Raw genomic sequence first — 26,536 nt, 5'->3', positions numbered from 1 at the left:
AGCAGGCTCGCTCCCACAGGGAATGGAGCCAGGCTTGAGATCTGGCTCCATTCTCATCAGCCTTCGAGCTTGCTTTTGAGCAGTTCGTTGACCTGTTGCGGGTTAGCCTTGCCTTTGGAGGCTTTCATGGCCTGGCCGACGAAGAAGCCGAACATCTTGCCGCGTTTGGCTTCGTCTGCCGCGCGGTATTGTTCGACCTGTTCGGCGTTGGCCGCGAGCATTTCGTCCAGCACCGCCGAGATTGCGCCGGTGTCGGTCACTTGCTTGAGGCCGCGCTTGTCGATGATCTCGTCCGCGCTGCCTTCGCCGTTGGCCATGGCTTCAAAGACCACCTTGGCGATTTTGCCGGAGATGGTGTTGTCCTTGATGCGCAGCAGCATGCCGCCCAGTTGCTCGGCCGACACCGGCGACTGGTCGATGTCCAGGCCTTGCTTGTTCAACAGGCTGCCCAGTTCAACCATGACCCAGTTGGCCGCCAGTTTGGCGTCGCCGCCGATGCTCGCGACTTTCTCGAAGTAATCGGCTTGTTCGCGGCTGGTGGCCAGGACGCTGGCGTCGTAGACCGACAGACCGAACTGTTCCTGGAAACGCTCGCGTTTCTGCGGCGGCAGTTCCGGCAGGGTGGCGCGCACGTCGTCGAGGAACGAGTCCTCGATAACCACCGGCAGCAGGTCCGGATCGGGGAAGTAACGGTAGTCGTTGGCTTCCTCTTTGCTGCGCATCGGACGGGTTTCGTCCTTGTTCGGATCGTACAGACGGGTCTGCTGGATCACCTTGCCGCCTTCTTCGATCAGCTCGATCTGACGTTGCACTTCGGTGTTGATCGCCTTCTCGATGAAGCGGAACGAGTTGACGTTCTTGATCTCGCAGCGTGTACCGAATTCAACCTGGCCCTTTGGACGGATCGACACGTTGCAGTCGCAACGCAGCGAGCCTTCGGCCATGTTGCCGTCGCAGATGCCCAAGTAACGCACCAGCGCATGGATCGCCTTGACGTAAGCCACGGCTTCCTTGGCACTGCGCATGTCCGGCTCGGAAACGATTTCCAGCAACGGCGTGCCGGCACGGTTCAGGTCGATGCCGGTGGCACCGTTGAACTCTTCGTGCAGGCTTTTACCGGCGTCTTCTTCCAGGTGCGCGCGGGTAATACCGACGCGTTTGACGGTGCCGTCTTCCAGGGCGATGTCCAGGTGGCCCTTGCCGACGATCGGCAATTCCATCTGGCTGATCTGGTAGCCCTTGGGCAGGTCCGGGTAGAAGTAGTTTTTGCGGGCGAACACGTTGTGCTGACCGATCTCGGCATCGATGGCCAGACCGAACATCACCGCCATGCGCACCGCTTCCTGGTTCAGCACCGGCAGTACGCCGGGCATGCCGAGGTCAACCAGGCTGGCCTGGGTGTTCGGCTCGGAACCGAAGGTGGTGGAACTACCGGAAAAGATTTTCGACCGGGTGGTGAGCTGGGTATGAATCTCCAGCCCGATCACGACTTCCCATTGCATGTGTTTCTCCTCAGAAGCCGGTTGGGGTGCGAGTGTGCCAGTCAGTGTTTAACTGATACTGGTGCGCAACGTTGAGCAAGCGGCCTTCCTGGAAATACGGGGCGAGCAACTGCACGCCGACCGGCAGGCCATCGACAAAACCTGCAGGCATGGACAAGCCCGGCAGACCGGCGAGGTTGGCGGTGATGGTGTAGACGTCTTCCAGGTACGCAGCAACCGGGTCGCTGTTCTTGGCGCCGAGTTTCCAGGCCGGGTTCGGCGTGGTTGGGCCGAGGATGACGTCGACCTCATTAAAGGCTGCCATGAAGTCGTTCTTCACCAGGCGACGGATCTTCTGTGCCTTCAGGTAATAGGCGTCGTAGTAACCGGCCGACAGCGCGTAGGCACCGACCATGATCCGGCGCTGCACTTCCGGGCCGAAACCTTCGCCACGGGAACGCTTGTACAGGTCTTCCAGGTTTTTCGGGGCTTCGCAGCGATAGCCGAAACGCACGCCGTCGAAACGCGACAGGTTGGAAGACGCTTCCGCCGGAGCGATCACGTAGTACGCAGGGATTGCGTGCTGCATGTTCGGCAGGCTGATTTCCTTGACCACGGCGCCGAGCTTTTTCAGCTCTTCAACGCTGGCCATGACCAGGTCGGCGATGCGTGGGTCGAGACCGGCGCTGAAGTATTCCTTCGGCACGCCGATGCGCAGGCCTTGCAGCGAACCGTTGAGGCCGGCGCAGTAATCTGGCACGGGCTCGTCGATGCTGGTGGAGTCCTGCGGGTCGAAACCGGCCATGCCTTGCAGCAGGATCGCGCAGTCTTCGGCGGTGCGGGCCAATGGGCCGCCCTGATCGAGGCTGGACGCGTAAGCGATCATGCCCCAACGCGAAACGCGACCGTACGTCGGTTTCAGACCGGTGAGGTTGGTGAACGCTGCCGGTTGGCGGATCGAGCCGCCGGTATCGGTGGCGGTCGCGGCCGGTAACAGACGAGCGGCAACTGCAGCAGCCGAACCACCAGACGAACCGCCCGGAACGTGTTCCAGGTTCCACGGGTTTTTCACTGCGCCGTAGTAACTCGACTCGTTGGCCGACCCCATGGCGAATTCGTCCATGTTGGTCTTGCCCAGGGTCACGGCCCCGGCAGCGGCCAGTTTGGCGACCACGGTGGCGTCGTACGGTGCTTTGAAGTTGTCGAGCATCTTCGAGCCGCAGCTGGTGCGGATGCCCTGGGTGCAGAACAGGTCTTTGTGGGCGATCGGCGCGCCGAGCAGGGCGCCGCTCTCACCATTGGCCCGACGAGCGTCAGCGGCTTTCGCCTGCTGCAGCGCCAGGTCTTCGGTGAGGCTGATGAAACTGTTGAGCTGCGGGTCGAGCTGGGCGATGCGCGCCAGCAGGACTTTGGTCAGCTCTTCGGAAGAAAACTTTTTATCGGCGAGTCCGCGGGCGATCTCGGCCAGAGTCAATTGATGCATTGCAGGCTCTTTCCCTTTAGTCGATGACTTTCGGAACCAGGTACAGGCCGTTTTCGACCGCTGGTGCGATGGACTGATAGGCCTCACGATGATTGGTTTCGGTCACGACGTCTGCACGCAGGCGCTGGCTGGCTTCCAGTGGGTGGGCCAGCGGCTCGATACCGTCGGTATTGACCGCTTGCATTTCGTCGACCAGCCCGAGAATGCTGTTCAGGGCCGAAGTGATGTGTGGAAGATCGGCATCATTGAGGCCAAGGCAGGCCAGATGAGCGATTTTTTCCACGTCGGAGCGTTCAAGCGCCATGGGAATCTCCAGTGGAAAACAGAACGGACGGCGTCCGTGTGTTAGATTGTCGGAACACTACCGCATTTCTACGGTCTCAAGGCCGCGATTGTGGGGCTTGGTGCACAGAAAAGCGGCCAATTTAACATATTGGCGCCTTGCCCAAAATCCCTGTCGTTGTTAGAGTTTGCCGCACTTTTTTACCCACGCGTTGCCTAGGGTCCCTTTCCCATGTTCAAGAAACTGCGTGGCATGTTTTCCAGCGATCTCTCCATTGACCTGGGCACTGCCAACACCCTTATTTACGTGCGCGAGCGCGGTATCGTCCTGAATGAGCCCTCCGTTGTGGCTATTCGGACACACGGTAACCAGAAAAGTGTCGTGGCTGTCGGCACCGAGGCCAAGCGCATGCTCGGTCGTACGCCGGGCAATATTGCTGCCATTCGTCCGATGAAGGACGGCGTGATCGCCGACTTCAGCGTCTGCGAAAAGATGCTGCAGTACTTTATCAACAAGGTTCACGAAAACAGCTTTTTGCAGCCTAGCCCTCGTGTGCTGATCTGCGTTCCATGCAAATCCACCCAAGTTGAGCGTCGTGCCATCCGTGAATCGGCCCTTGGTGCCGGTGCACGCGAAGTGTTCCTGATCGAAGAGCCGATGGCTGCCGCGATCGGTGCCGGCCTGCCGGTTGAAGAAGCCCGTGGTTCGATGGTGGTCGATATCGGTGGCGGTACCACTGAAATCGCGCTGATCTCCCTCAATGGTGTGGTCTATGCCGAATCCGTACGGGTTGGCGGCGACCGCTTCGACGAAGCGATCATCACCTACGTGCGTCGCAACTACGGCAGCCTGATCGGCGAGTCCACCGCCGAGCGCATCAAGCAGGAAATCGGTACGGCATACCCGGGCGGCGAAGTTCGCGAAGTCGACGTTCGTGGCCGTAACCTGGCCGAAGGCGTTCCACGTGCATTCACCCTGAACTCCAACGAAGTGCTGGAAGCTCTGCAAGAGTCCCTGGCCACCATCGTTCAGGCTGTGAAAAGCGCGCTGGAGCAATCGCCTCCGGAGCTGGCATCGGATATCGCCGAACGTGGTCTGGTACTGACCGGTGGTGGCGCCTTGCTGCGCGACCTCGACAAGTTGCTGGCCCAGGAAACCGGTCTGCCGGTGATCGTCGCCGAAGACCCGCTGACCTGCGTTGCTCGCGGCGGTGGCCGTGCATTGGAAATGATGGATAAACACACCATGGACCTGCTTTCCAGCGAATAAATCGTTGGGTTGCATCTATGCTGTGGGCCCGCAGGCAGCACTTTGCAGTGCTGCCTGTTGGCGTTTATCTTCTGTCAGTCTGCATCCAGGCCGGTTTGATGCCGTATGAATAAAGAGAACATTTGCCTGGGAGGAGCGGCTTATTAAACCGCTTTTCACCAAAGGCCCCTCACTGGGCGTGCGCTTGTTGGTGCTGGTCGTGCTATCGGTCGCGCTGATGGTGGTCGATGCCCGCTTCACACTGCTCAAGCCAGTGCGTAGCCAAATGTCGCTGGTGCTGATGCAGTCTTACTGGATCACCGACCTGCCGCAGCGGCTATGGCAAGGTGTGGCCAGCCAATTCGGCAGCCGGACCGAACTGGTCGCCGAAAACGAAAAACTCAAAACCGAAAACCTGCTGTTGCAGGGGCGCATGCAAAAGCTTGCTGCCCTTACCGAGCAGAACGTTCGGCTGCGCGAGCTGCTCAATTCTTCTGCACTGGTCAACGAGAAGGTCGAAGTGGCCGAGTTGATCGGCATGGACCCCAACCCCTTTACCCATCGCATCATCATCAATAAAGGTGAGCGCGACGGTGTGATCCTCGGTCAGCCAGTGCTCGACGCTCGCGGCCTGATGGGTCAGGTGGTTGAGTTGATGCCGTACACCTCCCGCGTGCTGTTGCTGACCGATACCACCCACAGCATTCCGGTGCAGGTGAACCGTAATGGCCTGCGTGCGATTGCCAGCGGCACCGGCAACCCGGAACGCCTTGAGCTGCGTCATGTGGCCGATACCGCCGATATCAAAGAAGGCGATCTGCTGGTCAGCTCCGGCCTTGGTCAGCGTTTCCCGGCGGGTTACCCGGTGGCGACGGTCAAGGAAGTGATCCACGACTCCGGCCAACCATTTGCCATCGTCCGTGCGGTGCCGACCGCCGCGCTGAACCGCAGCCGTTATCTGTTGCTGGTATTCAGTGACGGCCGCACAGCCGAGGAACGCGCCAACGAAGCGGCCCAGGCTCAGGAGTCTCTGGACCAACACGGCGGTGGGCCGATCATTCCAGCGACCGTGCCGAAACCGGCCGCGTCGGTGATCCCGGCTGCTGCTCCGGCTGTGCCGGCAGCTGCACCTGTTGCACCTGCCGCGGCGACCCTGGTCAAGCCTGGCGCTGCTCACCCTGCGGCCGCCAAACCGCCCGCGGTGGCGCCAGTGGCTACTAAACCACCGGCGGCCCATCCCGCTGCCGTGAAGCCTGCTGCCAAACCGCCTGTCTCCGCGCCGGCCACCACTGGGGGAAGAGAATAATGGGCGGTACAACTGCATCTCGTAACGGCTGGATGGTCTGGCTGACGTTCGCCATCGGCATGCTGCTCAGCGTTTCGCCGCTGCCGCAATTCATGGAAATCCTGCGTCCTCTGTGGCTGGCCTTGCTGTTGGCCTTCTGGGCATTGGCCTTGCCGCAGAAAGTCGGCATGGTGACCGCCTGGTGCCTGGGGTTGGCCGAAGACGTGCTGTATGGCACGTTGCTGGGCCAGAATGCGTTGATCCTCACGCTCATTACGTTTCTGGTGCTGTCGCTGCAACAGCGCCTGCGCATGTTCCCGATGTGGCAACAAAGCCTGGTGATCCTGGTGATCTTCGGCCTCGCCCAACTGGTTCAGTTGTGGCTGAGTGCTCTGACCGGCAATCGTCAGCCGACCCTGGCGCTGGTGTTGCCGGCGCTGGTCAGTGCATTGCTCTGGCCATGGATCAGCTTCGGTTTGCGGGGTTTGCGTCGACGCTACAAAATCACTTGATTCGGTCAGGCATGTGCCCGCACCGGTGCTCTGTCTCGCAAATACGTTCCTTTTTTGGCGAGTGGCTGTTGTTGCAAGACAAGGCGCCGCGACGAGTCATGGCTCGCTATGGCGAGGAGCGGCAACGCAGTATGGCAACAGCAGACGCCGCCAAAAAGGAACAGTATTTGTGAGACAGGGCACTAGACAGGGAGATGTCTTGATGAAATCGTTATACCTCGCCTCAGGCTCGCCACGTCGGCGTGAACTGCTCATGCAGATCGGCGTGCCGTTCTCCGCCATCAGCGCGGACATCGATGAAACCCCTTTACCTCAAGAATCTCCATCGGCCTATGTCGAGCGTCTGGCGCGCGGCAAGGCCGAAGCCGGGCGCGGGACGGTCGTGTCCGACGCGAATTTCTGCGTGCTGGGCGCCGACACCGCTGTGGTGCTGGACGGGAAAATTCTCGGCAAACCGGTGGATGAAGCCCAGGCGTGCGCCATGCTTATGCTGTTGTCCGGCCGTGAACATGAAGTGTTGACGGCGATTGCGGTGCAGGACGGCGAGCGCTGCGAGTCTTTGGTGGTGCGCAGTCTGGTACGGTTTCGCACTATCGACCGCGATGAAGCGGCGGCCTACTGGGCCAGCGGCGAACCTCGGGACAAGGCTGGCGGCTATGGGATTCAAGGGCTGGGCGCGGTGTTCGTCGCCGGGCTCAATGGCAGCTACTCGGCGGTGGTCGGATTGCCGCTGTGCGAAACCGCAGAACTGCTCGGCCATTTCGGCATACCCTGTTGGCAAACCCTTAACGCGCGCTGAGCGTCGTACTGACAAGATGCGGCCATTATCGTGAACATGCCTGAACGAGACCCTGCCATGAGTGAAGAGATCCTGATCAACATCACGCCGATGGAATCGCGCGTGGCGGTGGTCGAAAACGGTGTGCTGCAAGAGGTCCATGTCGAGCGCACGCAAAAGCGCGGGATCGTCGGCAACATCTATAAAGGGAAGGTCGTGCGGGTATTGCCGGGCATGCAGGCCGCCTTCGTCGATATCGGTCTGGATCGCGCCGCATTCATTCATGCCTCGGAAATTTCCCTGCGCGAAGGTCCGGCGGTGGAGAGCATCAGCGCGCTGGTTCACGAAGGTCAGAGCCTGGTGGTGCAAGTCACCAAGGACCCGATCGGCTCCAAAGGTGCACGCCTGACGACGCAATTGTCGATTCCGTCGCGCTATCTGGTGTACATGCCGCGCACCGCCCACGTCGGCATTTCGTTGAAGATCGAAGACGAAGCCGAGCGTGAGCGCCTCAAGCAAGTGGTCACCGACTGCGTGGCCAAAGAAGGCATCAAGGAAGCCGGCGGCTTTATTCTGCGCACCGCTGCCGAAGGGGCCGGGGCCGATGAAATCCTCATGGACATCCGCTACCTGCGCAGGCTCTGGGATCAGATCAACGTCCAGATCAAAACCATCAGCGCGCCGAGTGTGATTTACGAAGACCTCGGCCTGGCGTTGCGTACCTTGCGCGACCTGGTGAGCCCGAAGATCGAGAAGATCCGGATCGACTCCCGGGAAACCTTCCAGAAAACCACGCAGTTCGTCGCCGAACTGATGCCGGAAATCGCCGATCGTCTGGAGCATTACCCTGGTGAGCGGCCGATTTTCGACCTGTACGGCGTCGAAGACGAAATCCAAAAGGCTCTGGAGCGCAAGGTACCGCTCAAGTCCGGCGGTTATCTGGTGGTCGATCCGGCGGAAGCCATGAGCACCATCGACGTCAACACCGGAGCCTTCGTCGGTCATCGCAACCTCGAAGAAACCATCTTCAAGACCAACCTCGAAGCCGCCACCGCCATTGCCCGTCAGCTGCGTCTGCGCAACCTGGGCGGGATCATCATCATCGACTTCATCGACATGGAAGATGAAGAGCATCAGCGTCAGGTGCTGCGCACCCTCGAGAAGCAGTTGGAACGCGATCACGCCAAGACCAACATCATCGGCATCACCGAACTGGGCCTGGTGCAGATGACCCGCAAGCGCACCCGCGAAAGTCTTGAGCAAGTGCTGTGCGAACCGTGCAGCAGCTGTCAGGGACGCGGCAAGCTCAAGACTCCGGAAACCGTGTGCTACGAGATCTTCCGCGAAATCCTGCGTGAGGCCCGGGCCTATCAGGCCGAAGGCTATCGCGTGCTGGCGAACCAGAAAGTGGTCGACCGTTTGCTCGATGAAGAGTCGGGCAACGTCGCCGAGCTCGAAGGGTTTATCGGGCGCACCATTCGGTTTCAGGTAGAAACCATGTATTCCCAGGAACAATACGACGTGGTGCTGCTCTGAATCGTTGTGTTTCAACCCCACTAGAACGGCTGGCCTCAGCTTTTTGCAGTATTTTTGCCATGGGAGCCAACTGACATGGACCGTCTGACACTTATTTTTGCCGCACTGACCCGCTGGGGGCTGGGCCTGTGTGCGTTGGTTTTGGTGCTGATGGCGTTGTTCGTCAGCCTTGGCCGGGAGTTGACGCCGCTGGTAGCCGAATACCGTGCCGACGTTGAAGCCAAAGCCAGCGATGTCTTGGGCATGCGGCTGCGTATTGGTGCGCTGGAAGGCAACTGGAGCGGCCTCGCCCCGGTTTTGCTGGCCCATGATGTGATGGTCGGCGAGGGTTCCAATGCCCTGCGTCTGGATCAGGTGCGCGCGGTGCCCGATCTCTGGGCCAGCCTGCTGGCGCGCGAAGTGCGCATCGCACATCTGGAGCTTAGCGGCCTGAAGATCAGCCTCAAGGAAGGCGAGGACGGTCATTGGGCGCTGGAAGGTTTGCCGGTACAGCAGGATCAGCCGCTCGATCCGGAGCAGTTGCTCAATCGCATGCAAACGGTTCAGCAGTTGTCGGTGCTCGACAGTCAGGTGACCTTGCAGCCTCTGGAACAGCAACCGCTGACCCTGACTTACGTCGGCCTGAACCTGAGAACCGGCGTGTCGCGTCAGCGACTCGATGTGCGCCTGAACCTGCCCGATGGTCAGCCGGTTGCGATGAGTGTGCGCACCCGTATCCACGCCAGCCAGTGGCAGGACGGCGAGGCCGAGGCTTACCTGAGCCTGCCGCAAAGCGATTGGTCGAAATGGTTGCCTGAGCGCCTGACCCAACAATGGAATTTCTCCGAGATCAAGGCCGGTGGCGAGCTATGGCTGAACTGGAGCGAGGGCGCCCTGCAAAGCGCCGCGATCCGTTTGAACGCGCCGCAACTCAAGGGTGCCTACGCCGAGCGCAAGCCGATCCAGATCAACAATCTGGCGCTTAACGGGTATTTCCAGCGCAGCTCCACAGGCGTCCTGGTGACCCTGGATTCTCTGGCCATGAACCTGGGAGAAACCCGCTGGGAATCGAAGCTGCAATTTCAACAAATGGCGGCGACCGACAAGGCGCCAGAGTTCTTGCATCTGCAAGCCGACCGCATCGACCTCACACCGCTCACTCCGTTGCTGAATGCCTTGGGGCCACTTCCGGAAGGTGTCGCTACGGCGGTCGAGCGGCTCAAGGTCACCGGGGTATTGCGCAATGTACTGATCGACCTCCGCCCCGCGGCTACCGATGACAGCAAATTCAGCTTTGCCGCCAATCTGGAACGGGTCGGCTTCGACGCTTATCACGGTGCACCGGCGGCGCGAAATGTCAGCGGCAGCATCAGCGGCGACCTCGGGCAGGGTGAGTTGCGGATGGACAGCAAGGATTTTTCCCTGCACCTGGACCCGATTTTCGCCAAACCGTGGCAGTACATTCAGGCCAACGCCCGGCTGACCTGGAAACTCGACAAAGAAGGTTTCACCCTGATCGCGCCGTACCTGAAGGTGCTGGGCGAAGAGGGCAAGATTGCCGGCGACTTCCTGATTCGCCTGCATTTCGATCACACCCAGGAAGACTACATGGACCTGCGGGTCGGTCTGGTCGACGGCGACGGCCGTTACACCGCCAAATACCTGCCGCAAATGTTGAGCCCGGCGCTGGACGAATGGCTGCGTACGGCGATTCTCAAAGGCGCGGTGGATGAAGGTTTCTTCCAGTACCAGGGTTCGCTGAACCATGGCGCCGCAGAAACGGCTCGCAGCATCAGCCTGTTTTTCAAGGTTCACGATGCCGAGCTGGCGTTTCAGCCAGGGTGGCCACATGTCAGCAAGGTCACCGGCGATGTGTTCGTCGAAGACAGCGGCGTGAGGATTCTGGCCAGCAAGGGGCAATTGCTCGGTACACAGGTCAGCGACATCTACGTCGATATTCCCCATGCGCCTGTCGGGCAGAGCACTCATTTGTTCCTCGGTGGCGGGTTCGCTGGCGGGTTGGGTGATGGCCTGAAAATTCTGCAGGAAGCGCCGATCGGCACCGCCGACACGTTCGCCGGTTGGGAAGGCGATGGCGACCTGCAAGGCAAGCTCAAACTCGATATCCCGCTGGTCAAAGGCGAGCGGCCGAAAATTCTCGTCGACTTCAAGACCGACAAGGCCCGCTTGAAGCTCAGCGAGCCGCCCCTGGAACTGACGCAACTCAAGGGCGATTTCCGTTTCGACAGTATCAAGGGTTTGAGCGGGCAAAAGATCACGGCGCGCGCGTTCGACAAGCCAGTGACCGCACAGATTTTCGCCGATGGCGGTGCGGGCAAGCTCAATACTCGGGTCGCCGCATCGGGGGAAGTCGAGGTCAAGAAGCTCACTGAATGGTTGAACGTCACTCAGCCGTTGCCGGTGACGGGCTTGATCCCTTATCAGTTGCAACTGAACCTTGATGGCGCCGACAGCCAATTGATGGTCAGCTCCAGTCTCAAAGGCGTGGCGGTGGATTTGCCGGCGCCGTTCGGCATGGCGGCCGATGTCGGGCGCGACACCGTGTTCCGCATGACCCTGCAAGGACCGGAGCGGCGTTACTGGGTCAACTACGGTGAACTGGCGAACTTCACGTTTGCGGCCCCGACCGGCAATTTCGTCGACGGTCGCGGCGAGCTGTTTCTCGGTGGCAGCAATGCCGTGTTGCCCGGCGCCAAAGGCTTGCGAGTGCGCGGTGTACTGTCCGAGCTGGATGTCGCACCCTGGCAGGATCTGGTGACCAGGTATGCCGGGCAGAATCCGGGCGGCAGTGCCAAGCAGTTGCTCAGTGGCGCGGATATCAAGGTTGGCAAGCTCAGCGGTTTCGGCACCACCCTCGATCAGGCGTCGGTGCAGTTGACGCGCAAGCCAACCGCATGGGCCTTGCAACTCGACAGTCAGCAGGCCAAGGGCACCGTCGGCATCCCCGATGCGAAAGCGGCACCGATTGCGGTCAATCTGCAATACGTACGTTTACCGGCACCCGACCCGACGGCGCTGGCCGACGAGAACTCGCCGGATCCGCTGGCCACCGTAGACCCGACGAAGATCCCGGCGCTGGATATCACCATCAATCAACTGTTCCAGGGGCAGGATCTGGTGGGCGGCTGGCAGTTGAAAGTCCGCCCGACCGCCAAAGGCATTGCCCTCAATACCCTGGATCTGGGCCTCAAGGGCATCCTCTTGCAAGGCAGCGGTGGTTGGGAAGGCACGCCGGGTAATTCCAGCAGTTGGTACAAGGGCCGGGTCAGTGGCAAGAACCTCGCCGACGTGCTCAAGGGCTGGGGTTTTGCGCCGAGCGTCACCAGTGAAGAGTTTCACATGGATGTCGACGGTCGCTGGCCCGGCTCACCGGCGTGGCTGGCTACCAAACGCTTCTCCGGCACTCTTGATGCATCGCTCAATAAAGGTCAGTTCGTTGAAGTCGAGGGCAGCGCCCAGGCTCTACGGGTATTCGGCCTGCTCAACTTCAACTCCATCGGTCGCCGCTTGCGCCTGGACTTTTCCGACCTGTTTGGCAAAGGCTTGAGCTATGACCGGGTCAAAGGCCTGCTGGTCGCGACCAACGGGGTGTACGTGACCCGTGAGCCGATCTTGCTGACCGGCCCGTCGAGCAACCTGGAACTCAACGGCACACTGGACCTGGTGGCGGATCAGGTCGATGCCAGGTTACTGGTGACCTTGCCGGTGACCAACAATCTGCCAATTGCCGCGCTGATCGTCGGAGCACCGGCTGTCGGCGGGGCGCTGTTCCTGATCGATAAGCTGATCGGTGACCGCGTGGCGCGTTTCGCCAGCGTCAAATACACCGTCAAAGGCCCATGGAAAGAACCGAAAATCACCTTCGACAAGCCTTTTTGAAAAGCCACTTTCCAGGCCTATGGAGTAGCATGGCCGTAAGCCCCCTGTAGGAGCTGCCGCAGGCAGCTCCTACAGGTATGTGTTGATTCCAGATAAGGAAATGGCCATGTCTGTAGCGGTGATTCAAATGGTCAGCCAGAGCGACGTGCTGGCCAATCTGGCCCAGGCCCGTCGTCTGCTGGAGCAGGCGGCGACCGGTGGTGCGCGACTTGCTGTGCTGCCGGAAAACTTCGCCGCCATGGGCCGTCGCGACATTGCCGACATCGGCCGCGCCGAAGCCTTGGGCGAAGGCCCGATCCTGCCGTGGTTGAAACAGACCGCCCGCGACCTCAAGTTATGGATAGTGGCCGGTACGTTACCGTTGCCGCCGGTGGATCAACCGATGGCCAAATCGCATGCGTGTTCGTTGCTGGTCGATGACCAGGGCGAGACCGTGGCGCGGTACGACAAGCTGCACCTGTTCGACGTGGACGTGGCGGACAATCGCGGGCGTTATCGCGAATCCGATGACTATGCTTATGGCAGTGGTGTGGTGGTTGCTGATACGCCGGTCGGTCGAGTCGGCCTGACCGTCTGTTACGACTTGCGATTTCCGGAGCTGTACAGCGAACTGCGTGCAGCCGGCGCGGAATTGATTACCGCGCCGTCGGCTTTTACCGCGGTGACGGGTGCGGCGCATTGGGATGTGCTGATTCGCGCTCGGGCCATCGAGACTCAGTGTTACGTGCTCGCGGCCGCCCAGGGTGGGACGCATCCAGGGCCACGAGAAACGTTTGGTCATGCCGCCATCGTTGACCCCTGGGGGCGTGTGCTGGCACAACAGGATCAGGGTGAGGCCGTGCTGCTGGCCGAACGCGACAGCAGCGAACAGGCGTCCATCAGGGCGCGGATGCCGGTGTCCACTCACCGGCGCTTTTTCTCGCAGGGCGCCCAGCGACCTGCATCAGAACGACGAATTTAAGGCGTAAAGCATATGAGCGAGTTGTTGTCCTCAGTCAGTGAACACCTCCTGGCGCCCGGCGGCGTAACGATCGAGAGCCTGCAAGGTGTGCTCGGTGATCTGGCCGGCCCGGGCATCGATGCCGCCGACCTGTATTTTCAGGGGCAGATTTCCGAGTCCTGGGCACTGGAAGACGGGATCGTCAAGGAAGGCAGCTTCAACCTCGACCAGGGTGTTGGTGTGCGTGCGCAATCGGGTGAAAAAACCGGTTTCGCCTACAGCAATGCGATCACCCTCGAAGCGTTGGGGGCGGCAGCCGGTGCGGCCCGTTCGATCTCCCGGGCCGGGCAGAACGGCACCGTGCAGGCGTTCACCACCCAGGATGTTACCCAGTTGTATGGGCCAGACAACCCGCTGGAAGTGATGACCCGTGCCGAGAAAGTCGAGCTGCTCAAGCGTATCGACGTGGCGACCCGCGCCCTCGACCCGCGTATCCAGCAAGTCACCGTGAGCATGGCCGGGGTTTGGGAGCGGATTTTGATAGCCTCCACTGATGGCGGCCTGGCGGCGGATGTGCGGCCGCTGGTGCGTTTCAACGTCAGTGTGATCGTCGAGCAGAACGGTCGCCGTGAACGCGGCGGTCATGGCGGCGGCGGTCGTACCGACTACCGCTATTTCCTCAGCGACGACCGCGCCATGGGCTATGCCCGTGAAGCGTTGCGTCAGGCGCTGGTAAACCTGGAAGCCATTCCGGCCCCGGCCGGTACGTTGCCGGTGGTGTTGGGTTCGGGGTGGTCCGGTGTGCTGCTGCACGAAGCGGTCGGCCATGGTCTGGAAGGCGATTTCAACCGCAAGGGCAGTTCGGCCTACAGCGGGCGCATGGGCGAGATGGTTGCATCGAAGCTCTGCACTATCGTCGATGACGGCACCCTCGCCGGGCGCCGTGGTTCGCTGAGCGTCGACGACGAAGGCACCCCGACCGAGTGCACCACGCTAATCGAAAACGGTGTGCTCAAAGGTTATATGCAGGACAAGCTCAACGCGCGCCTGATGGGCGTGGCCCGCACCGGCAACGGTCGTCGCGAGTCTTACGCGCACCTGCCGATGCCGCGCATGACCAACACCTACATGCTCGGTGGCGAAAGCGACCCGGCGGAAATCATCGCCTCGGTGAAAAAAGGCATCTACTGCGCCAACCTCGGCGGCGGTCAGGTGGACATCACCAGCGGCAAGTTCGTGTTCTCCACCAGCGAGGCGTACCTGATCGAAGACGGCAAGATTACCGCCCCGGTCAAAGGCGCGACGTTGATCGGCAACGGGCCGGAAGCCATGAGTCGGGTGTCGATGGTCGGTAACGATCTGGCGCTGGACAGCGGTGTGGGGACGTGTGGCAAGGATGGGCAGTCGGTGCCGGTGGGTGTCGGCCAGCCAACGCTGAAAATCGATGCGATTACCGTGGGTGGCACGGGCGCGTAAGAAATGGAGCTTCGGGTGAGCCGCTAGGTGGCTCACCCGATTCGGGACTTAACGCAAACCGCGTTGAGTCTCGTCCAGCTCACGGATGTACTTGAAGATTTTACGGCTCGAAGCCGGTGGCTTGTTGGTCGCCAGTTCGTGCTGGGCCTGACGGATCAGGGAGCGCAATTGTTGACGATCGGCCTCCGGGTAATCGACGACGAATTTCTCCAGGACGGCGTCGTCGCCCGCGATCAAGCGATCGCGCCAGCGTTCCAGGCCGTGGAAACGTTCGTTGTACTGCCGGGTGGAGGCATCGAGTTGATCGAGCAGGGTGAGAATGGCGTCAGTGTCCTGATCGCGCATCAGCTTGCCGATGAACTGAAGGTGCCGTTTACGCGCGATGTTCGCGGTGTGCTTGGGCGCATCGGCCAGAGCCCGGCGCAAAGCGTCGGTCAAGGGCAGTTTTGCCAGCAGGTCAGGCTTGAGTGTTGTAAGGCGCTCGCCGAGGTCAACCAGAGCATGCAGCTCGCGTTTGACCTGGGATTTGCTTTTTTCTCCCGTATCGAGGGAGTCGTCGTAAGAATCAACCATGGTGGCCGTCCGCAAAGAAACGCCGCCATGATAACCAGTCGGGGGCCGCTTGTCCGGCCCGGTCGCTCGATGACCGTTACCGAAAGCAGAATTTGAGTGGAGAACAGCATGAGTGCAGTTGAAAGCGTCGGCCCACAAGCGTTGCCGGCACTGCAAGAACAAGTCGAGCAGATCATCGCTGAAGCCAGACGCCAGGGCGCCAGTGCCTGTGAAGTGGCAGTGTCGCTGGAGCAGGGCTTGTCGACCACGGTGCGTCAGCGGGAAGTCGAAACCGTTGAGTTCAACCGCGACCAGGGCTTTGGCATCACCTTGTATGTAGGGCAGCGCAAGGGTTCGGCCAGCACCTCGGCCAGTGGTTCGGAGGCGATTCGCGAAACCGTTGCCGCCGCGCTGGCCATTGCCAAGCACACCTCCGAAGACGAAGCCTCAGGCCTGGCGGATGCCGCGCTGATGGCCAAGGATCTGCAGGATTTCGATTTGTTCCACCAATGGGGCATCACCCCGGAGCAAGCCATTGAGCAGGCCCTGGCTTGTGAAGCAGCAGCGTTTGCCACCGACAGCCGGATCAAGAACGCCGACGGTACCACCCTCAGCACTCACCAGGGCTGCCGGGTTTACGGCAACAGCCACGGTTTTATCGGTGGTTATGCGTCGACCCGTCACAGCCTCAGTTGCGTAATGATTGCCGAAGCCGAAGGCCAGATGCAGCGCGATTACTGGTATGACGTGAACCGTCAGGGCAACTTGCTGGCTTCTCCGGAGAGCATCGGCCAACGTGCCGCGCAGCGGGCGGCGAGCCGTCTGGGCGCCCGCCCGGTGCCGACCTGCGAAGTGCCGGTGCTGTTTTCCGCGGAACTGGCCGGTGGCTTGTTCGGCAGTTTCCTCTCGGCGATTTCCGGCGGCAGCCTGTATCGAAAATCGTCGTTCCTCGAAGGCACCCTGGGGCAGAAGCTGTTCCCGGAATGGCTGACCATCGATGAACGTCCGCACTTGATGCGCGCCCTGGGCAGCTCGGCCTTCGACGGTGACGGCCTGGCGACATACGCCAAGCCGTTCGTGGAGAAGGGCGAGCTGGTGTCTTACATATTAGGTACCTACTCCGGCCGCAAGCTTGGCATGCCGAGCACCGCCAACGCCGGCGGCGTGCACAACCTGTTCGTCACCCATGGCGACGAAGATCAGGCCGCCTTGCTGCGCCGCATGGGCCGCGGCCTGCTGGTTACCGAACTGATGGGGCAGGGCCTGAACATGGTCACTGGCGATTATTCCCGTGGTGCGGCGGGTTTCTGGGTCGAGAACGGCGAAATCCAGTTCGCGGTCCAGGAAGTGACCATCGCTGGCAACATGCGCGACATGTTCAAGCAGATCGTGGCGGTCGGTAATGACCTAGAGCTGCGTAGCAACATTCGCACCGGTTCGGTGTTGATCGAGCGAATGACGGTGGCGGGTAGCTAAACTCCGACCGCTGCACAAAAAGGCGCGTCATCTATCGGATGGCGCGCCTTTTTTATTGGTCGCAACCCAGATCCTGTGGGAGCGGGCTTGCCCGCGATAGCGTCATTTCAGTCGACATCGATGTTGAATCTTCTAGCGTCATCGCGGGCAAGCCCGCTCCCACAAAATGCTCAATGCTTTGCTGTGCTTGTTTTGGTTCTCATTATCATCTAATAATAAATCTCATTGCCGAATGAGCCCGGATTATGAGTTCTGCCTTGCACGAGCAGCCTTACCTCGAAAGCTGGCGCTGGATGAGTCGCCAGATCCGCTGTGCCATGGACCCCGACGAGCCGCGCCTGATCGAGCATTATCTGGCCGAGGGCCGATACCTGGCTTGTTGCACGGCGACCTCACCCTGGACCATCGCCGAAACCTCCTTGCGTTTATTGCTCGACACGGCTGCCGACGTCGCGCTGCCCTGGCACTGGCGCAGCCTGTGTCTCGACCAGGCCTGGCGACCGCTGCGTGATCTCGAACGGCAATCACTCTGCAAATGCCGCCTCAAGCGCTGGCGGAGCTATGCCTGGCAACTGGCGACCTGCGAGTTGCAACCCTCCATCCCTCTCATAGAACTGGTGCAAGGATTTCCTGATGAATAACACTCGTATCGAACGTGACAGCATGGGCGAGCTACAGGTCCCGATTGATGCTTTGTATGGCGCGCAAACCCAACGCGCGGTGGATAACTTCCCGATCAGTGGCAAGCCGATGCCCGTGCAATTCATCCGGGCGCTGATCCTGGCCAAGGCCGCCGCTGCCCGAGCCAACGTCGAGCTCAAGCAGATCAGCGAATCCCAGGGCAAAGCCATCGTCGACGCCGCTCAAGGCCTGCTCGAAGGTGACTTCATGCAGCACTTCCCGGTCGATATCTTCCAGACCGGTTCCGGCACCAGTTCCAACATGAACGCCAACGAAGTGATCGCCACCCTGGCCAGTCGTTTGTTGGGCGAGCCGGTGAATCCCAATGATCACGTCAATTGCGGCCAGAGCAGCAACGACATCATCCCGACCACCATTCACGTCAGCGCCGCATTGACCTTGCATGAGCAATTGCTGCCGGCGCTGGTGCATCTGGTGCAGGTGATCGAGCGCAAGGCCGGGCAGGTTCATCCGTTCGTCAAAACCGGGCGTACCCATTTGATGGACGCCATGCCGGTGCGCATGAGCCAGGTGCTCAACGGTTGGGCGCAACAGCTCAAGGCCAATGTCGGTCACTTGCAGGATCTGCTGCCGAGCCTGCAATCCCTGGCCCAGGGCGGCACTGCAGTGGGCACCGGGATCAATGCCCATCCAGAGTTTGCGGCGCGTTTCAGTCAGCAGCTCAGTCAACTGACTCAGGTGCAGTTCACACCGGGCAAGGACCTGTTTGCGCTGATTGGCTCGCAGGACACGGCGGTCAGCGTTTCCGGGCAGCTCAAGGCCACGGCGGTTTCCCTGATGAAAATCGCCAACGACCTGCGCTGGATGAATTCCGGCCCGTTGGCCGGCCTCGGTGAAATCGAACTCGAAGCTTTGCAGCCGGGCTCATCGATCATGCCCGGTAAGGTCAACCCGGTAATCCCGGAGGCCACCGCGATGGTCGCCGCTCAGGTGATTGGCAACGACACGGTCATCACTGTCGCCGGTCAGTCGGGCAATTTCGAATTGAACGTCATGCTGCCGATCATCGCCCAGAACCTGCTGAGCAGTATCGAATTGCTGGCCAACGCCAGTCGTCTGCTGGGCGACAAGGCCATTGCCAGCTTCAAGGTCAACGAGGCCCGGCTCAAGGAAACGCTGTCGCGCAACCCGATTCTGGTCACCGCACTCAACCCGATCATTGGTTACCAAAAAGCTGCTGAAATTGCCAAGAAGGCTTATCAGCAGGGGCGGCCGGTGATCGATGTCGCCTTGGAACACACCGACCTGACACGCAGCCAGCTTGAGGTTTTGCTTGATCCGGAAAAGCTCACCGCAGGTGGCGTGTAATCACTGCTAGCGCTTTGGAGGCTCACCATGGAGCACTGGAAACGCATGATCGAAAGAGCAAATCGCTGTTTCATGCTGGGCGAACTGGTCGATGCCCGCGAGGCTTACTTACAGGCATTGGCCTTGGCCCAGGTGTTGTTCGAGCGCTGGGCGGATGCCGACGAAGCGGTGGCGGCCTGCGTGATTTCTCACCACAACCTGGCAGACCTGCACTTGCGTCTGAACCAGCCCGAGGAGAGCGTCGAGTACCTGTGCGCAATCCATCAACGGCTGTTGCAGACCATGCAGGACCCACGGCTGTCACCGGCCTTGCGTGAAGCCGCGCTGCGCCAGAGCAGCAAAACCTATGTCGAACTGCTGAATTTCATCAGCGAGCACGGCGAGTATCCGCGCACTCAGCGATTGCTGCACACCAAGACGTCGCCCGCGCATCAGCCTGCACCCCTACAACATGGAATTCATTGAAATGGCTTTTACCTTGCCTGCCTTGCCGTACGCCTACGACGCCCTGGAACCGCACATCGATGCGCAGACGATGGAAATTCACTACACCAAACACCACCAGACCTACATCAATAACCTCAACGCTGCAGTCGAAGGCACCGAATTCGCCGAATGGCCCGTGGAAAAACTGGTGGCGGCTGTCCAGCAATTGCCGGAAAAACTCCGTGCGGCGGTGATCAATCAGGGCGGTGGGCATGCCAACCATTCACTGTTTTGGGAAGTCATGGCGCCCAACGGCGGCGGCCAGCCTGAAGGTGCGCTGGCCAAGGCGATCGACGAGCAACTGGGTGGTCTCGGCAGCTTCAAGGAAGCCTTCACCAAAGCTGCGTTGACCCGTTTCGGTAGCGGTTGGGCCTGGTTGAGCGTGACGCCGCAAAAGACGTTGGTCGTTGAAAGCAGCGGCAACCAGGACAGCCCGCTGATGAACGGCAATACGCCAATTCTCGGCCTGGATGTCTGGGAGCACGCTTATTACCTGCGCTATCAGAACCGCCGTCCGGAATACATCAATGCGTTCTACAACGTGATCAATTGGCCCGAAGTCGCTGCGCGCTATCAGGCTGCACTGGCTTAAAACAATTCAAGGCTGACTATGGGCACTGAAACACTGGCGATCGGAAGCGGGCGGATGTTTCGTTACGCACTGGGATCGCTGTTGCTGCTGGCAGGCATGACGTTATTGGTGGCCCAGGGGCTGATGTGGCTGGACCTCGAACCGAAACTGTTGCGCGCCCTGCAAGGCGGGGCCATTTGCGCCTTGGGCACAGCCTTGGGTGCGGTGCCGGTGCTGGTGATTCGGCGGATGCCTCAGGCTGTCAGCGACACGCTACTGGGTTTCGGGGCCGGAGTGATGCTCGCGGCGACGGCGTTTTCGCTGATCGTGCCAGGCATTGCGGCGGCCGAAAACCTCGGGCTGACGCCTTGGGCGGCCAGTGGTCTGATCAGCTTCGGCATTATGTTGGGCGCATTCGGGCTGTTTCTGGTGGATCGCAAGGTGTCTGGCGCCACGCCTGAAATGCATGTGGGGACGCTGGAGCGGCCGTTGATTCCACCGCGAGTCTGGTTGTTTGTATTTGCCATCATCGCCCACAACATTCCCGAAGGCATGGCAGTCGGCGTCTCGGCCGGTGGTGGCATGCCTGACGCCGATAGCCTGGCCATGGGCATCGCCTTGCAGGATGTACCCGAAGGGCTGGTGATCGCGTTGGTGTTGGCCGGAGCAGGGATGTCGCGGATCAAGGCATTCCTGATCGGTGCCGCGTCAGGGGTGGTCGAGCCGGTCTTTGCACTGCTGTGCGCCTGGCTGGTGAGCCTGGCTGAACTGCTGTTGCCTTTGGGCTTGGCGCTGGCAGCCGGGGCGATGCTGTTGGTGGTGACTCACGAAGTCATTCCCGAGTCGCGACGCCATGGTCACGACAAACTGGCCAGCCTCGGGCTGCTGATCGGGTTTTGCTTGATGATGGTGATGGATACAGCGCTCGCTTGAGAAAAAAGATCGCAGCCTTCGGCAGCGCCTACAGGTGTCCGCAATCCCATGTAGGAGCTGCCGAAGGCTGCGATCTTTTGATGTTCATTCGCCTTCGTCAAAGAAGTTGTTGATCAGCGCCACCAATGCATCCAGCGCTTCCTGTTCCTGTTCGCCTTCGGTACTCAGGTGGATTTTAGTGCCCTTGCCAGCGGCCAGCATCATCATGGCCATGATGCTTTTGCCGTCGACCATCGACTCCGGAGTGCGGCCGGCCCTGATCTGGCACGGGAACTGACCGGCCACCCCAACGAATTTTGCAGACGCGCGGGCATGCAGTCCCAGCTTGTTGATGATTTCAATTTCCAGAGCAGGCATCGCGATGTGAATCCTTTAGCTGAGGTCGCGGTGGCGAACCTGGACGTTCTTCAGGGATTGTTGCAGGACCTGACCCAGACGTTCGGTCAGGTAGACAGAGCGGTGATGCCCGCCGGTGCAACCAATGGCAATGGTGACATAGGCGCGGTTGCTGGCGGCAAAGCGGGGCAGCCACTTGAGCAGGTACGAGGAAATGTCCTGGAACATCTCTTCGACGTCCGGCTGTGCCGCCAGGTACTCGGCCACCGGTTGATCGAGCCCGGACTGCGCGCGCAGCTCCGGCTTCCAGTAAGGGTTGGGCAGGCAGCGCACGTCGAACACCAGATCGGCGTCCACCGGCATGCCACGCTTGAACCCGAAAGACTCCACCAGGAATGCAGTGCCGGGCTCCGGCTGATTCAGCAAGCGCAGCTTGATGGTATCGCGCAGCTGATACAGGTTCAGATTGGTGGTGTTGACCTTGAGGTCGGCCAGATCGGCGATAGGCCCCAGCAGATTGGTTTCGTCCTCTATCGCCTCCGCCAGCGAGCGATTGGCGCTGCTGAGCGGGTGACGACGGCGTGTTTCCGAGAAGCGTTTGAGCAGGGTTTCTTCGTCGGCGTCCAGATACAGCACATCGCACTGGATATGCCGGCTGCGGACCTCTTCCAACAGTTCGGGAAACCGTGACAGGTGGCTTGGCAAGTTACGCGCATCGATGGACACGGCCACCAGCGGTTGTGCCAGTTCGGTGTGAATCAGCGCACGCTCGGCCAGTTCCGGTAGCAGGCCGGCCGGCAGGTTGTCGATGCAGTAATAGCCGTTGTCCTCGAGAACATCGAGGGCGGTGCTTTTACCTGAGCCGGAGCGGCCGCTGACAATGATCAAGCGCATGATTAGTGACCGTTTTGCTCGTCCAGGACAACCTGATACAAGGCTTCGTTGCTCGGGGCGCTGCGCAGTTTTTCGCGCACTTCCTTGCGGTCAAGCATGCTGGCGATCTGGCGCAGCAATTCCAGGTGTGCATCGGTGGCGGCTTCCGGGACCAGCAGCACGAACAGCAGGTCAACCGGGGCGCCGTCGATGGCGTCGAAATCGATGGGTGCATCCAGGTGCATCAAGGCACTGATGGGCGATTCGCAGCCCTTGAGGCGGCAGTGGGGGATGGCGATGCCGTTGCCAAAACCGGTGGAACCGAGTTTTTCACGGGCAACAAGAGCCTCGAAGACATCTTGCATCTCCAGATCCGGCACTTCCCGGGCGATCAGGTTGGCAATTTGCTCGAGGGCTTTCTTTTTACTGCCGCCCGGCACGTTCACCTGGGAACGGCCGGGGGTCAGGATGTTTTCAAGTCGGATCATGGATTGGGGGTGTTAACGACCGGTTGCGCCCTGGAGGAGGCTCTGGGTCTTTTCCTTATGCTTTTTGAGTTGGCGATCCAGCTTGTCGGTCAACAGGTCGATGGCGGCATACATGTCCGTATGCTCGGCATTGGCGACCACTTCTCCGCCGGGGATATGCAGCGTGGCTTCGATCTTTTGCAGCAGCTTTTCGACGTTCAGCGTGATTTGCACGTTGGTGATCTTGTCGAAATGCCTCTCTAATCGGTCGAGTTTTTCGCCGATGTAGGTGCGCAGAGGTTCGGTCACTTCCAGTTGGTGTCCACTGATGTTGACTTGCATACAGCTTCTCCTTCGTTGCCAGTGCATAAAGCGGCAGGCAGAAATACCTGCCACTGGAACGCTGTGGCGAGCCCGGCGGCTACATCAACCGCTTCCGTTCGCTGGAAGGCGCGATCCCCAGGGATTCGCGGTACTTGGCGACGGTGCGACGGGCTACCTGAATGCCTTGTGCCTCCAGTAAACCAGCGATCTTGCTGTCACTCAACGGCTTTTTCTGATTTTCCGCGGCAACCAGTTTTTTGATGATCGCGCGGATCGCTGTGGACGAGCATTCACCGCCTTCGGAGGTACTGACGTGGCTGGAGAAAAAGTATTTCAGTTCATAGATGCCCCGTGGGGTATGCATGAATTTTTGCGTGGTCACCCGTGAAATCGTCGATTCGTGCATGCCCACCGCTTCGGCGATGTCATGCAGCACCAACGGCTTCATGGCTTCATCGCCGTACTCCAGAAAGCCGCGTTGATGCTCGACGATCTGGGTGGCTACTTTCATCAGGGTTTCGTTGCGGCTTTGCAGGCTCTTGATGAACCAGCGAGCTTCCTGCAACTGATTACGCATGAAGGTGTTGTCGGCGCTGGTGTCGGCGCGGCGCACGAAACCGGCGTATTGGGCGTTGACCCGCAGGCGTGGTACCGATTCCTGGTTCAGCTCCACCAGCCAGCGCTCGTTGTCCTTGCGCACGATCACGTCGGGAACGACGTATTCGGCTTCGGTGGACTCGATTTGCGAGCCCGGGCGCGGGTTGAGGCTCTGGACCAGTTCGATCACCTGGCGCAGTTCATCTTCCTTAAGCTTCATGCGGCGCATCAGCTGGCTGTAGTCGCGGCTGCCGAGCAGGTCGATGTAATCGGTGACCAGGCGCTTGGCCTCGGCCAGCCAAGGGGTCTTGGCGGGCAGTTGGCGCAGTTGCAGCAGCAGGCATTCGCCGAGGTTGCGGGCGCCGATGCCGGCGGGTTCGAATTGCTGGATGCGGTGCAGGACGGCTTCGATTTCGTCCAGTTCGATATCCAGTTCCGGATCGAAGGCTTCGAGGATTTCCTCGAGGGTTTCGTCCAGGTAGCCCTGATTGTTGATGCAGTCGATCAGGGTTACGGCGATGAGGCGATCGGTGTCGGACATCGGTGCCAGGTTCAGTTGCCAGAGCAAATGGCTTTGCAGGCTTTCACCGGCCGATGTGCGGGTGGTGAAATCCCACTCGTCGTCATCGTTGCTCGGCAGGCTGCTGGCGCTGGTCTGGTAGACGTCTTCCCAGGCCGTGTCGACGGGCAGTTCGTTGGGAATGCGCTCGTTCCAGTCGCCTTCCTCGAGGTTATCCACCGTCGGGGCGGTTTCCTGATAGGAGGGTTCCTGAATGTCAGCGTTGGGTTGCTGTTCGGCTTTGTCGGCCAAGGGATCGGCGTTATCGAAGTCGTCGCCTTCTTCCTGGCGTTCGAGCATCGGATTGGACTCCAGGGCCTCCTGGATTTCCTGTTGCAGGTCCAGGGTCGACAATTGGAGCAGGCGGATGGCCTGTTGCAGCTGCGGTGTCATCGTCAGCTGCTGGCCCATTCTCAAGACTAGCGATGGTTTCATGGCAGGGGCTTAACACCTTATTCGCCGGCGCACATGCGCCATCCACTACAGGGCGCCGAAGCGCCAAACTTAAGCAAATTATATGCCCGAAACTGCAGCGTTTGCCTAGAGCGCTGTAACAATAAAAACCTATTGATTTTTATCGAGACAAGCGCTCGGACAATCAGCCAGACACCTCAGTGCTTACAGGCGGAACTCGTGGCCCAGATACACTTCCTTGACCAGTTGGTTGGCCAGGATGGTGGCGGAGTCACCTTCAGCGATCAGCTGACCATCGTTGACGATGTAGGCGGTTTCGCAGATATCCAGGGTTTCACGGACGTTGTGGTCCGTGATCAGTACGCCAATGCCTTTGGCCTTGAGGTGATGGATGATCTGCTTGATGTCGCCGACCGAAATCGGGTCCACGCCGGCGAAGGGTTCGTCGAGGAGGATGAATTTCGGGTTGGTGGCCAATGCCCGGGCGATTTCCACACGGCGGCGTTCACCACCGGACAGGCTCATGCCGAGGTTGTCGCGGATGTGGTGGATGTGGAATTCCTGCAGCAGGCTTTCCAGCTCTTTGCGGCGACCGGCCTTGTCGAGTTCCTTGCGGGTTTCGAGGATGGCCATGATGTTGTCGGCCACCGAAAGCTTGCGGAAGATCGACGCTTCTTGCGGAAGATAGCCGATACCGGCCTTCGCACGGCCATGCATAGGCTGGTGGCTGACGTCCAGGTCGTCGATCAGTACGCGGCCCTGGTCGGCCTGTACCAGGCCGACGATCATGTAGAAGCAAGTCGTCTTGCCGGCGCCGTTGGGGCCAAGCAGGCCGACAATCTGACCACTGTCGATGGACAGGCTGACGTCACGCACGACCTGGCGGCTCTTGTAGCTCTTGGCCAGATGCTGAGCTTTCAGAGTTGCCATTACTGGGCCTTCTGCTCGTCGGTTTTCTTCTTCGGCTGGATCACCATATCGATGCGCGGACGCTGCTCGGTGACCTTGTTGCCGGTGGCGCGGCCGGCGCTCGCAAGCTTCTTGACCGTGTCGTAGACGATTTTCTCGCCCTGAGTGGTGTTGTTGTCCTTATCGATGACTTTCGCGCGATCGATCAGCACGACGCGGTTCTGCGAAGCGTGGTACTGGATAGTCACACCCCAACCCTGAACAGGCTTGGTGTCGCCCTGGGTCTGGAGTTGCTCGAAGTAGGCGAGGTTGCCCACCGAAGTCACCACGTCGATGTCGCCGGTCGGGGTGCGGGTGATGGTCACGGTGTTGCCGGTGACCTTCATCGAGCCCTGGGTGATGATCACGTCACCTTTATAGGTGGCAACGCCATTCTTGTCGTCCAGTTGGGCGTCGTCGGCCTGAATGCGGATAGGCTGCTCTTGATCGTTCGGCAGAGCCCAGGCGCTCACGCTTCCCAGTGCTGCGCCCAGACTGAGCAAAATAGGGAGAGTTTTAACGAGCCTCATACTGTCCTCTTACGTTCGATAGCAGGTGTATCCTGCTCTCTTTCAAGTACGCTTTCATTCCGTTGCCTGTCGATACACCGCCGGCGCCGTCGATTCTAACGGGTTGATCGGTCTGCGCATATTGCTGCTGCGGGAACACGGTCATACGGGTGCTGGTAATCAGGGTTTTGCGGTTTTTTTCGTCGAAGCGCGTGATACGTACCGAGTCAATCAGCTCGACCTGAGTGCCGTCCGGGTTGACTTCGCCGCGCTCGCTCTGGACGTGCCAGGGGAACTCGGTGCCGCGAAACATGTTCAGGTCAGGATTGGTCAGCAACGTCACTTCGGTCGCTTTCAGGTGTTCGACCTTGTCGGACGTCATTTCGTACTGCAATTTGCCGTCCGGCAAGTACTGCACGCTGTGGGCGTGGATCGCGTAATAGTCGATCGCCGCTTCATCGACAGGCGCCACCGGCTTGTCGAGGAAGCGTTCCGGGCTGATGTTCCAGTAGCCGACCGCAGCGAACAGCGCTGCGATGCAACCGAATATCAGAATGTTGCGAATCTTTTTGCTCAGCAT

The 26,536-nt window shown here is 60.1% G+C and carries 26 protein-coding genes; 14 read left to right on the top strand and 12 right to left on the bottom strand.

Translation table 11 applies throughout. The features are described from left to right. Positions 1-56: 56 nt before the first annotated feature. The 3 genes from gatB to gatC are packed head-to-tail and all read right to left on the bottom strand — an operon-like array spanning position 57 to position 3,268. Positions 57-1,502 (bottom strand): Asp-tRNA(Asn)/Glu-tRNA(Gln) amidotransferase subunit GatB, encoded by a 1,446-nt coding sequence (gatB, locus tag QMK51_RS24125; protein ID WP_320392235.1) that lies wholly within the window; start codon positions 1,500-1,502, stop codon positions 57-59. A 10-nt stretch (positions 1,503-1,512) separates the two neighbouring features. Beyond that, on the bottom strand, positions 1,513-2,964 hold the full coding sequence (gene gatA / locus QMK51_RS24120; RefSeq protein ID WP_320392234.1) for an Asp-tRNA(Asn)/Glu-tRNA(Gln) amidotransferase subunit GatA: 1,452 nt from the start codon (positions 2,962-2,964) through the stop codon (positions 1,513-1,515). Between the two features lie 16 nt (positions 2,965-2,980). Next, the gene (gene gatC, locus QMK51_RS24115; RefSeq protein WP_007901429.1) at positions 2,981-3,268 is read right to left on the bottom strand and encodes an Asp-tRNA(Asn)/Glu-tRNA(Gln) amidotransferase subunit GatC; all 288 of its coding nucleotides are present in this window, start codon (positions 3,266-3,268) and stop codon (positions 2,981-2,983) included. A gap of 210 nt (positions 3,269-3,478) precedes the next feature. Here gatC and mreB point away from each other — a divergent pair, with 210 nt between their 5' ends. The 8 genes from mreB (at position 3,479) to tldD (ending at position 14,901) form a co-directional block, all read left to right on the top strand. Further along, positions 3,479-4,516, top strand: a complete 1,038-nt coding sequence (gene mreB, locus QMK51_RS24110) for a rod shape-determining protein MreB (protein ID WP_002555108.1) — start codon at positions 3,479-3,481, stop codon at positions 4,514-4,516. 142 nt (positions 4,517-4,658) lie between these two features. Next, positions 4,659-5,801, top strand: coding sequence for a rod shape-determining protein MreC (mreC, locus tag QMK51_RS24105; RefSeq protein ID WP_320394560.1), 1,143 nt, complete (start codon positions 4,659-4,661; stop codon positions 5,799-5,801). Continuing rightward, on the top strand, positions 5,801-6,292 hold the full coding sequence (mreD, locus tag QMK51_RS24100) for a rod shape-determining protein MreD (protein ID WP_258697558.1): 492 nt from the start codon (positions 5,801-5,803) through the stop codon (positions 6,290-6,292). The genes mreC and mreD overlap by 1 nt, the downstream gene beginning before the upstream one ends. Positions 6,293-6,494: 202 nt before the next feature. Continuing rightward, positions 6,495-7,091, top strand: a complete 597-nt coding sequence (locus QMK51_RS24095; protein WP_320392233.1) for a Maf family protein — start codon at positions 6,495-6,497, stop codon at positions 7,089-7,091. A gap of 57 nt (positions 7,092-7,148) precedes the next feature. Next, positions 7,149-8,606, top strand: coding sequence for a ribonuclease G (rng, locus tag QMK51_RS24090; protein WP_258697556.1), 1,458 nt, complete (start codon positions 7,149-7,151; stop codon positions 8,604-8,606). A gap of 75 nt (positions 8,607-8,681) precedes the next feature. Further along, positions 8,682-12,485 (top strand): YhdP family protein, encoded by a 3,804-nt coding sequence (locus QMK51_RS24085; protein WP_320392232.1) that lies wholly within the window; start codon positions 8,682-8,684, stop codon positions 12,483-12,485. Positions 12,486-12,591: 106 nt separating this feature from the next. Next, complete coding sequence (locus QMK51_RS24080) at positions 12,592-13,446, top strand: carbon-nitrogen hydrolase family protein (RefSeq protein WP_320392231.1); 855 nt, start codon at positions 12,592-12,594, stop codon at positions 13,444-13,446. A gap of 12 nt (positions 13,447-13,458) precedes the next feature. Next, positions 13,459-14,901 carry a metalloprotease TldD gene (gene tldD / locus QMK51_RS24075; RefSeq protein WP_258697553.1) on the top strand — a complete coding sequence of 481 codons (1,443 nt, stop codon included), beginning with the start codon at positions 13,459-13,461 and terminating at the stop codon, positions 14,899-14,901. Between the two features lie 48 nt (positions 14,902-14,949). Here the strand turns inward: tldD and yjgA are convergent, their stop codons facing one another. Beyond that, a complete protein-coding gene (yjgA, locus tag QMK51_RS24070; RefSeq protein WP_258697552.1) occupies positions 14,950-15,474 on the bottom strand; it encodes a ribosome biogenesis factor YjgA in 525 nt (174 codons plus the stop codon). Positions 15,475-15,582: 108 nt separating this feature from the next. Between yjgA and pmbA the strand changes: the two genes are divergently transcribed. From pmbA to QMK51_RS24040, 6 genes are all read left to right on the top strand, one after another. Then, positions 15,583-16,929, top strand: coding sequence for a metalloprotease PmbA (gene pmbA, locus QMK51_RS24065; RefSeq protein ID WP_258697551.1), 1,347 nt, complete (start codon positions 15,583-15,585; stop codon positions 16,927-16,929). 245 nt (positions 16,930-17,174) lie between these two features. Continuing rightward, complete coding sequence (locus tag QMK51_RS24060; protein WP_258697550.1) at positions 17,175-17,570, top strand: FagA protein; 396 nt, start codon at positions 17,175-17,177, stop codon at positions 17,568-17,570. After that, positions 17,563-18,939, top strand: a complete 1,377-nt coding sequence (locus tag QMK51_RS24055) for a class II fumarate hydratase (RefSeq protein ID WP_320392230.1) — start codon at positions 17,563-17,565, stop codon at positions 18,937-18,939. Before QMK51_RS24060 ends, QMK51_RS24055 begins: the two co-directional genes overlap by 8 nt. A gap of 27 nt (positions 18,940-18,966) precedes the next feature. Beyond that, positions 18,967-19,404, top strand: coding sequence for a hypothetical protein (locus QMK51_RS24050; RefSeq protein WP_320392229.1), 438 nt, complete (start codon positions 18,967-18,969; stop codon positions 19,402-19,404). A 1-nt stretch (position 19,405) separates the two neighbouring features. Beyond that, on the top strand, positions 19,406-20,017 hold the full coding sequence (locus tag QMK51_RS24045) for a superoxide dismutase (RefSeq protein ID WP_258697547.1): 612 nt from the start codon (positions 19,406-19,408) through the stop codon (positions 20,015-20,017). 18 nt (positions 20,018-20,035) lie between these two features. Next, positions 20,036-20,929: a ZIP family metal transporter gene (locus QMK51_RS24040; protein ID WP_320392228.1), complete on the top strand. Its 894-nt coding sequence runs from the start codon at positions 20,036-20,038 to the stop codon at positions 20,927-20,929. An 84-nt stretch (positions 20,930-21,013) separates the two neighbouring features. On the opposite strand, the gene QMK51_RS24035 is transcribed toward QMK51_RS24040, so the two are convergent. From QMK51_RS24035 to lptC, 8 genes are all read right to left on the bottom strand, one after another. Continuing rightward, on the bottom strand, positions 21,014-21,286 hold the full coding sequence (locus QMK51_RS24035) for an HPr family phosphocarrier protein (protein WP_116580965.1): 273 nt from the start codon (positions 21,284-21,286) through the stop codon (positions 21,014-21,016). A 15-nt stretch (positions 21,287-21,301) separates the two neighbouring features. Continuing rightward, entirely contained in the window at positions 21,302-22,159 is an 858-nt protein-coding gene (gene rapZ / locus QMK51_RS24030; protein ID WP_258697544.1) for an RNase adapter RapZ, read from the bottom strand. A 2-nt stretch (positions 22,160-22,161) separates the two neighbouring features. Further along, positions 22,162-22,626: a PTS IIA-like nitrogen regulatory protein PtsN gene (ptsN, locus tag QMK51_RS24025; RefSeq protein WP_320392227.1), complete on the bottom strand. Its 465-nt coding sequence runs from the start codon at positions 22,624-22,626 to the stop codon at positions 22,162-22,164. 12 nt (positions 22,627-22,638) lie between these two features. Beyond that, on the bottom strand, positions 22,639-22,947 hold the full coding sequence (hpf, locus tag QMK51_RS24020) for a ribosome hibernation-promoting factor, HPF/YfiA family (protein WP_258697542.1): 309 nt from the start codon (positions 22,945-22,947) through the stop codon (positions 22,639-22,641). A gap of 79 nt (positions 22,948-23,026) precedes the next feature. Further along, positions 23,027-24,520, bottom strand: coding sequence for an RNA polymerase factor sigma-54 (locus tag QMK51_RS24015; RefSeq protein ID WP_253418740.1), 1,494 nt, complete (start codon positions 24,518-24,520; stop codon positions 23,027-23,029). A gap of 183 nt (positions 24,521-24,703) precedes the next feature. Then, entirely contained in the window at positions 24,704-25,429 is a 726-nt protein-coding gene (gene lptB, locus QMK51_RS24010; RefSeq protein ID WP_320392226.1) for an LPS export ABC transporter ATP-binding protein, read from the bottom strand. Beyond that, positions 25,429-25,977, bottom strand: a complete 549-nt coding sequence (lptA, locus tag QMK51_RS24005) for a lipopolysaccharide transport periplasmic protein LptA (protein WP_258697539.1) — start codon at positions 25,975-25,977, stop codon at positions 25,429-25,431. The genes lptB and lptA overlap by 1 nt, the downstream gene beginning before the upstream one ends. Continuing rightward, positions 25,964-26,536 (bottom strand): LPS export ABC transporter periplasmic protein LptC, encoded by a 573-nt coding sequence (gene lptC, locus QMK51_RS24000; protein WP_258697538.1) that lies wholly within the window; start codon positions 26,534-26,536, stop codon positions 25,964-25,966. Before lptC ends, lptA begins: the two co-directional genes overlap by 14 nt.

Source organism: Pseudomonas sp. P9_31, from assembly GCF_034008235.1.
GTDB lineage: Bacteria > Pseudomonadota > Gammaproteobacteria > Pseudomonadales > Pseudomonadaceae > Aquipseudomonas.
This window is presented reverse-complemented; position numbering and strand designations above follow the sequence as displayed.

Coding starts and splice junctions, on each gene's coding strand:
- hpf (WP_258697542.1), bottom strand. CDS start 22,947: ATGCAAGTCAACATCAGTGGACACCAACTGGAAGTGACCGAACCTCTG.
- tldD (WP_258697553.1), top strand. CDS start 13,459: ATGAGCGAGTTGTTGTCCTCAGTCAGTGAACACCTCCTGGCGCCCGGC.
- lptA (WP_258697539.1), bottom strand. CDS start 25,977: ATGAGGCTCGTTAAAACTCTCCCTATTTTGCTCAGTCTGGGCGCAGCA.
- QMK51_RS24050 (WP_320392229.1), top strand. CDS start 18,967: ATGGAGCACTGGAAACGCATGATCGAAAGAGCAAATCGCTGTTTCATG.
- QMK51_RS24035 (WP_116580965.1), bottom strand. CDS start 21,286: ATGCCTGCTCTGGAAATTGAAATCATCAACAAGCTGGGACTGCATGCC.
- QMK51_RS24085 (WP_320392232.1), top strand. CDS start 8,682: ATGGACCGTCTGACACTTATTTTTGCCGCACTGACCCGCTGGGGGCTG.
- QMK51_RS24055 (WP_320392230.1), top strand. CDS start 17,563: ATGAATAACACTCGTATCGAACGTGACAGCATGGGCGAGCTACAGGTC.
- QMK51_RS24040 (WP_320392228.1), top strand. CDS start 20,036: ATGGGCACTGAAACACTGGCGATCGGAAGCGGGCGGATGTTTCGTTAC.
- QMK51_RS24080 (WP_320392231.1), top strand. CDS start 12,592: ATGTCTGTAGCGGTGATTCAAATGGTCAGCCAGAGCGACGTGCTGGCC.
- QMK51_RS24095 (WP_320392233.1), top strand. CDS start 6,495: ATGAAATCGTTATACCTCGCCTCAGGCTCGCCACGTCGGCGTGAACTG.
- QMK51_RS24045 (WP_258697547.1), top strand. CDS start 19,406: ATGGCTTTTACCTTGCCTGCCTTGCCGTACGCCTACGACGCCCTGGAA.
- lptC (WP_258697538.1), bottom strand. CDS start 26,536: ATGCTGAGCAAAAAGATTCGCAACATTCTGATATTCGGTTGCATCGCA.
- ptsN (WP_320392227.1), bottom strand. CDS start 22,626: ATGATCCGACTTGAAAACATCCTGACCCCCGGCCGTTCCCAGGTGAAC.
- gatC (WP_007901429.1), bottom strand. CDS start 3,268: ATGGCGCTTGAACGCTCCGACGTGGAAAAAATCGCTCATCTGGCCTGC.
- QMK51_RS24060 (WP_258697550.1), top strand. CDS start 17,175: ATGAGTTCTGCCTTGCACGAGCAGCCTTACCTCGAAAGCTGGCGCTGG.
- rapZ (WP_258697544.1), bottom strand. CDS start 22,159: ATGCGCTTGATCATTGTCAGCGGCCGCTCCGGCTCAGGTAAAAGCACC.
- QMK51_RS24015 (WP_253418740.1), bottom strand. CDS start 24,520: ATGAAACCATCGCTAGTCTTGAGAATGGGCCAGCAGCTGACGATGACA.
- mreD (WP_258697558.1), top strand. CDS start 5,801: ATGGGCGGTACAACTGCATCTCGTAACGGCTGGATGGTCTGGCTGACG.
- gatB (WP_320392235.1), bottom strand. CDS start 1,502: ATGCAATGGGAAGTCGTGATCGGGCTGGAGATTCATACCCAGCTCACC.
- yjgA (WP_258697552.1), bottom strand. CDS start 15,474: ATGGTTGATTCTTACGACGACTCCCTCGATACGGGAGAAAAAAGCAAA.
- gatA (WP_320392234.1), bottom strand. CDS start 2,964: ATGCATCAATTGACTCTGGCCGAGATCGCCCGCGGACTCGCCGATAAA.
- lptB (WP_320392226.1), bottom strand. CDS start 25,429: ATGGCAACTCTGAAAGCTCAGCATCTGGCCAAGAGCTACAAGAGCCGC.
- mreB (WP_002555108.1), top strand. CDS start 3,479: ATGTTCAAGAAACTGCGTGGCATGTTTTCCAGCGATCTCTCCATTGAC.
- rng (WP_258697556.1), top strand. CDS start 7,149: ATGAGTGAAGAGATCCTGATCAACATCACGCCGATGGAATCGCGCGTG.
- pmbA (WP_258697551.1), top strand. CDS start 15,583: ATGAGTGCAGTTGAAAGCGTCGGCCCACAAGCGTTGCCGGCACTGCAA.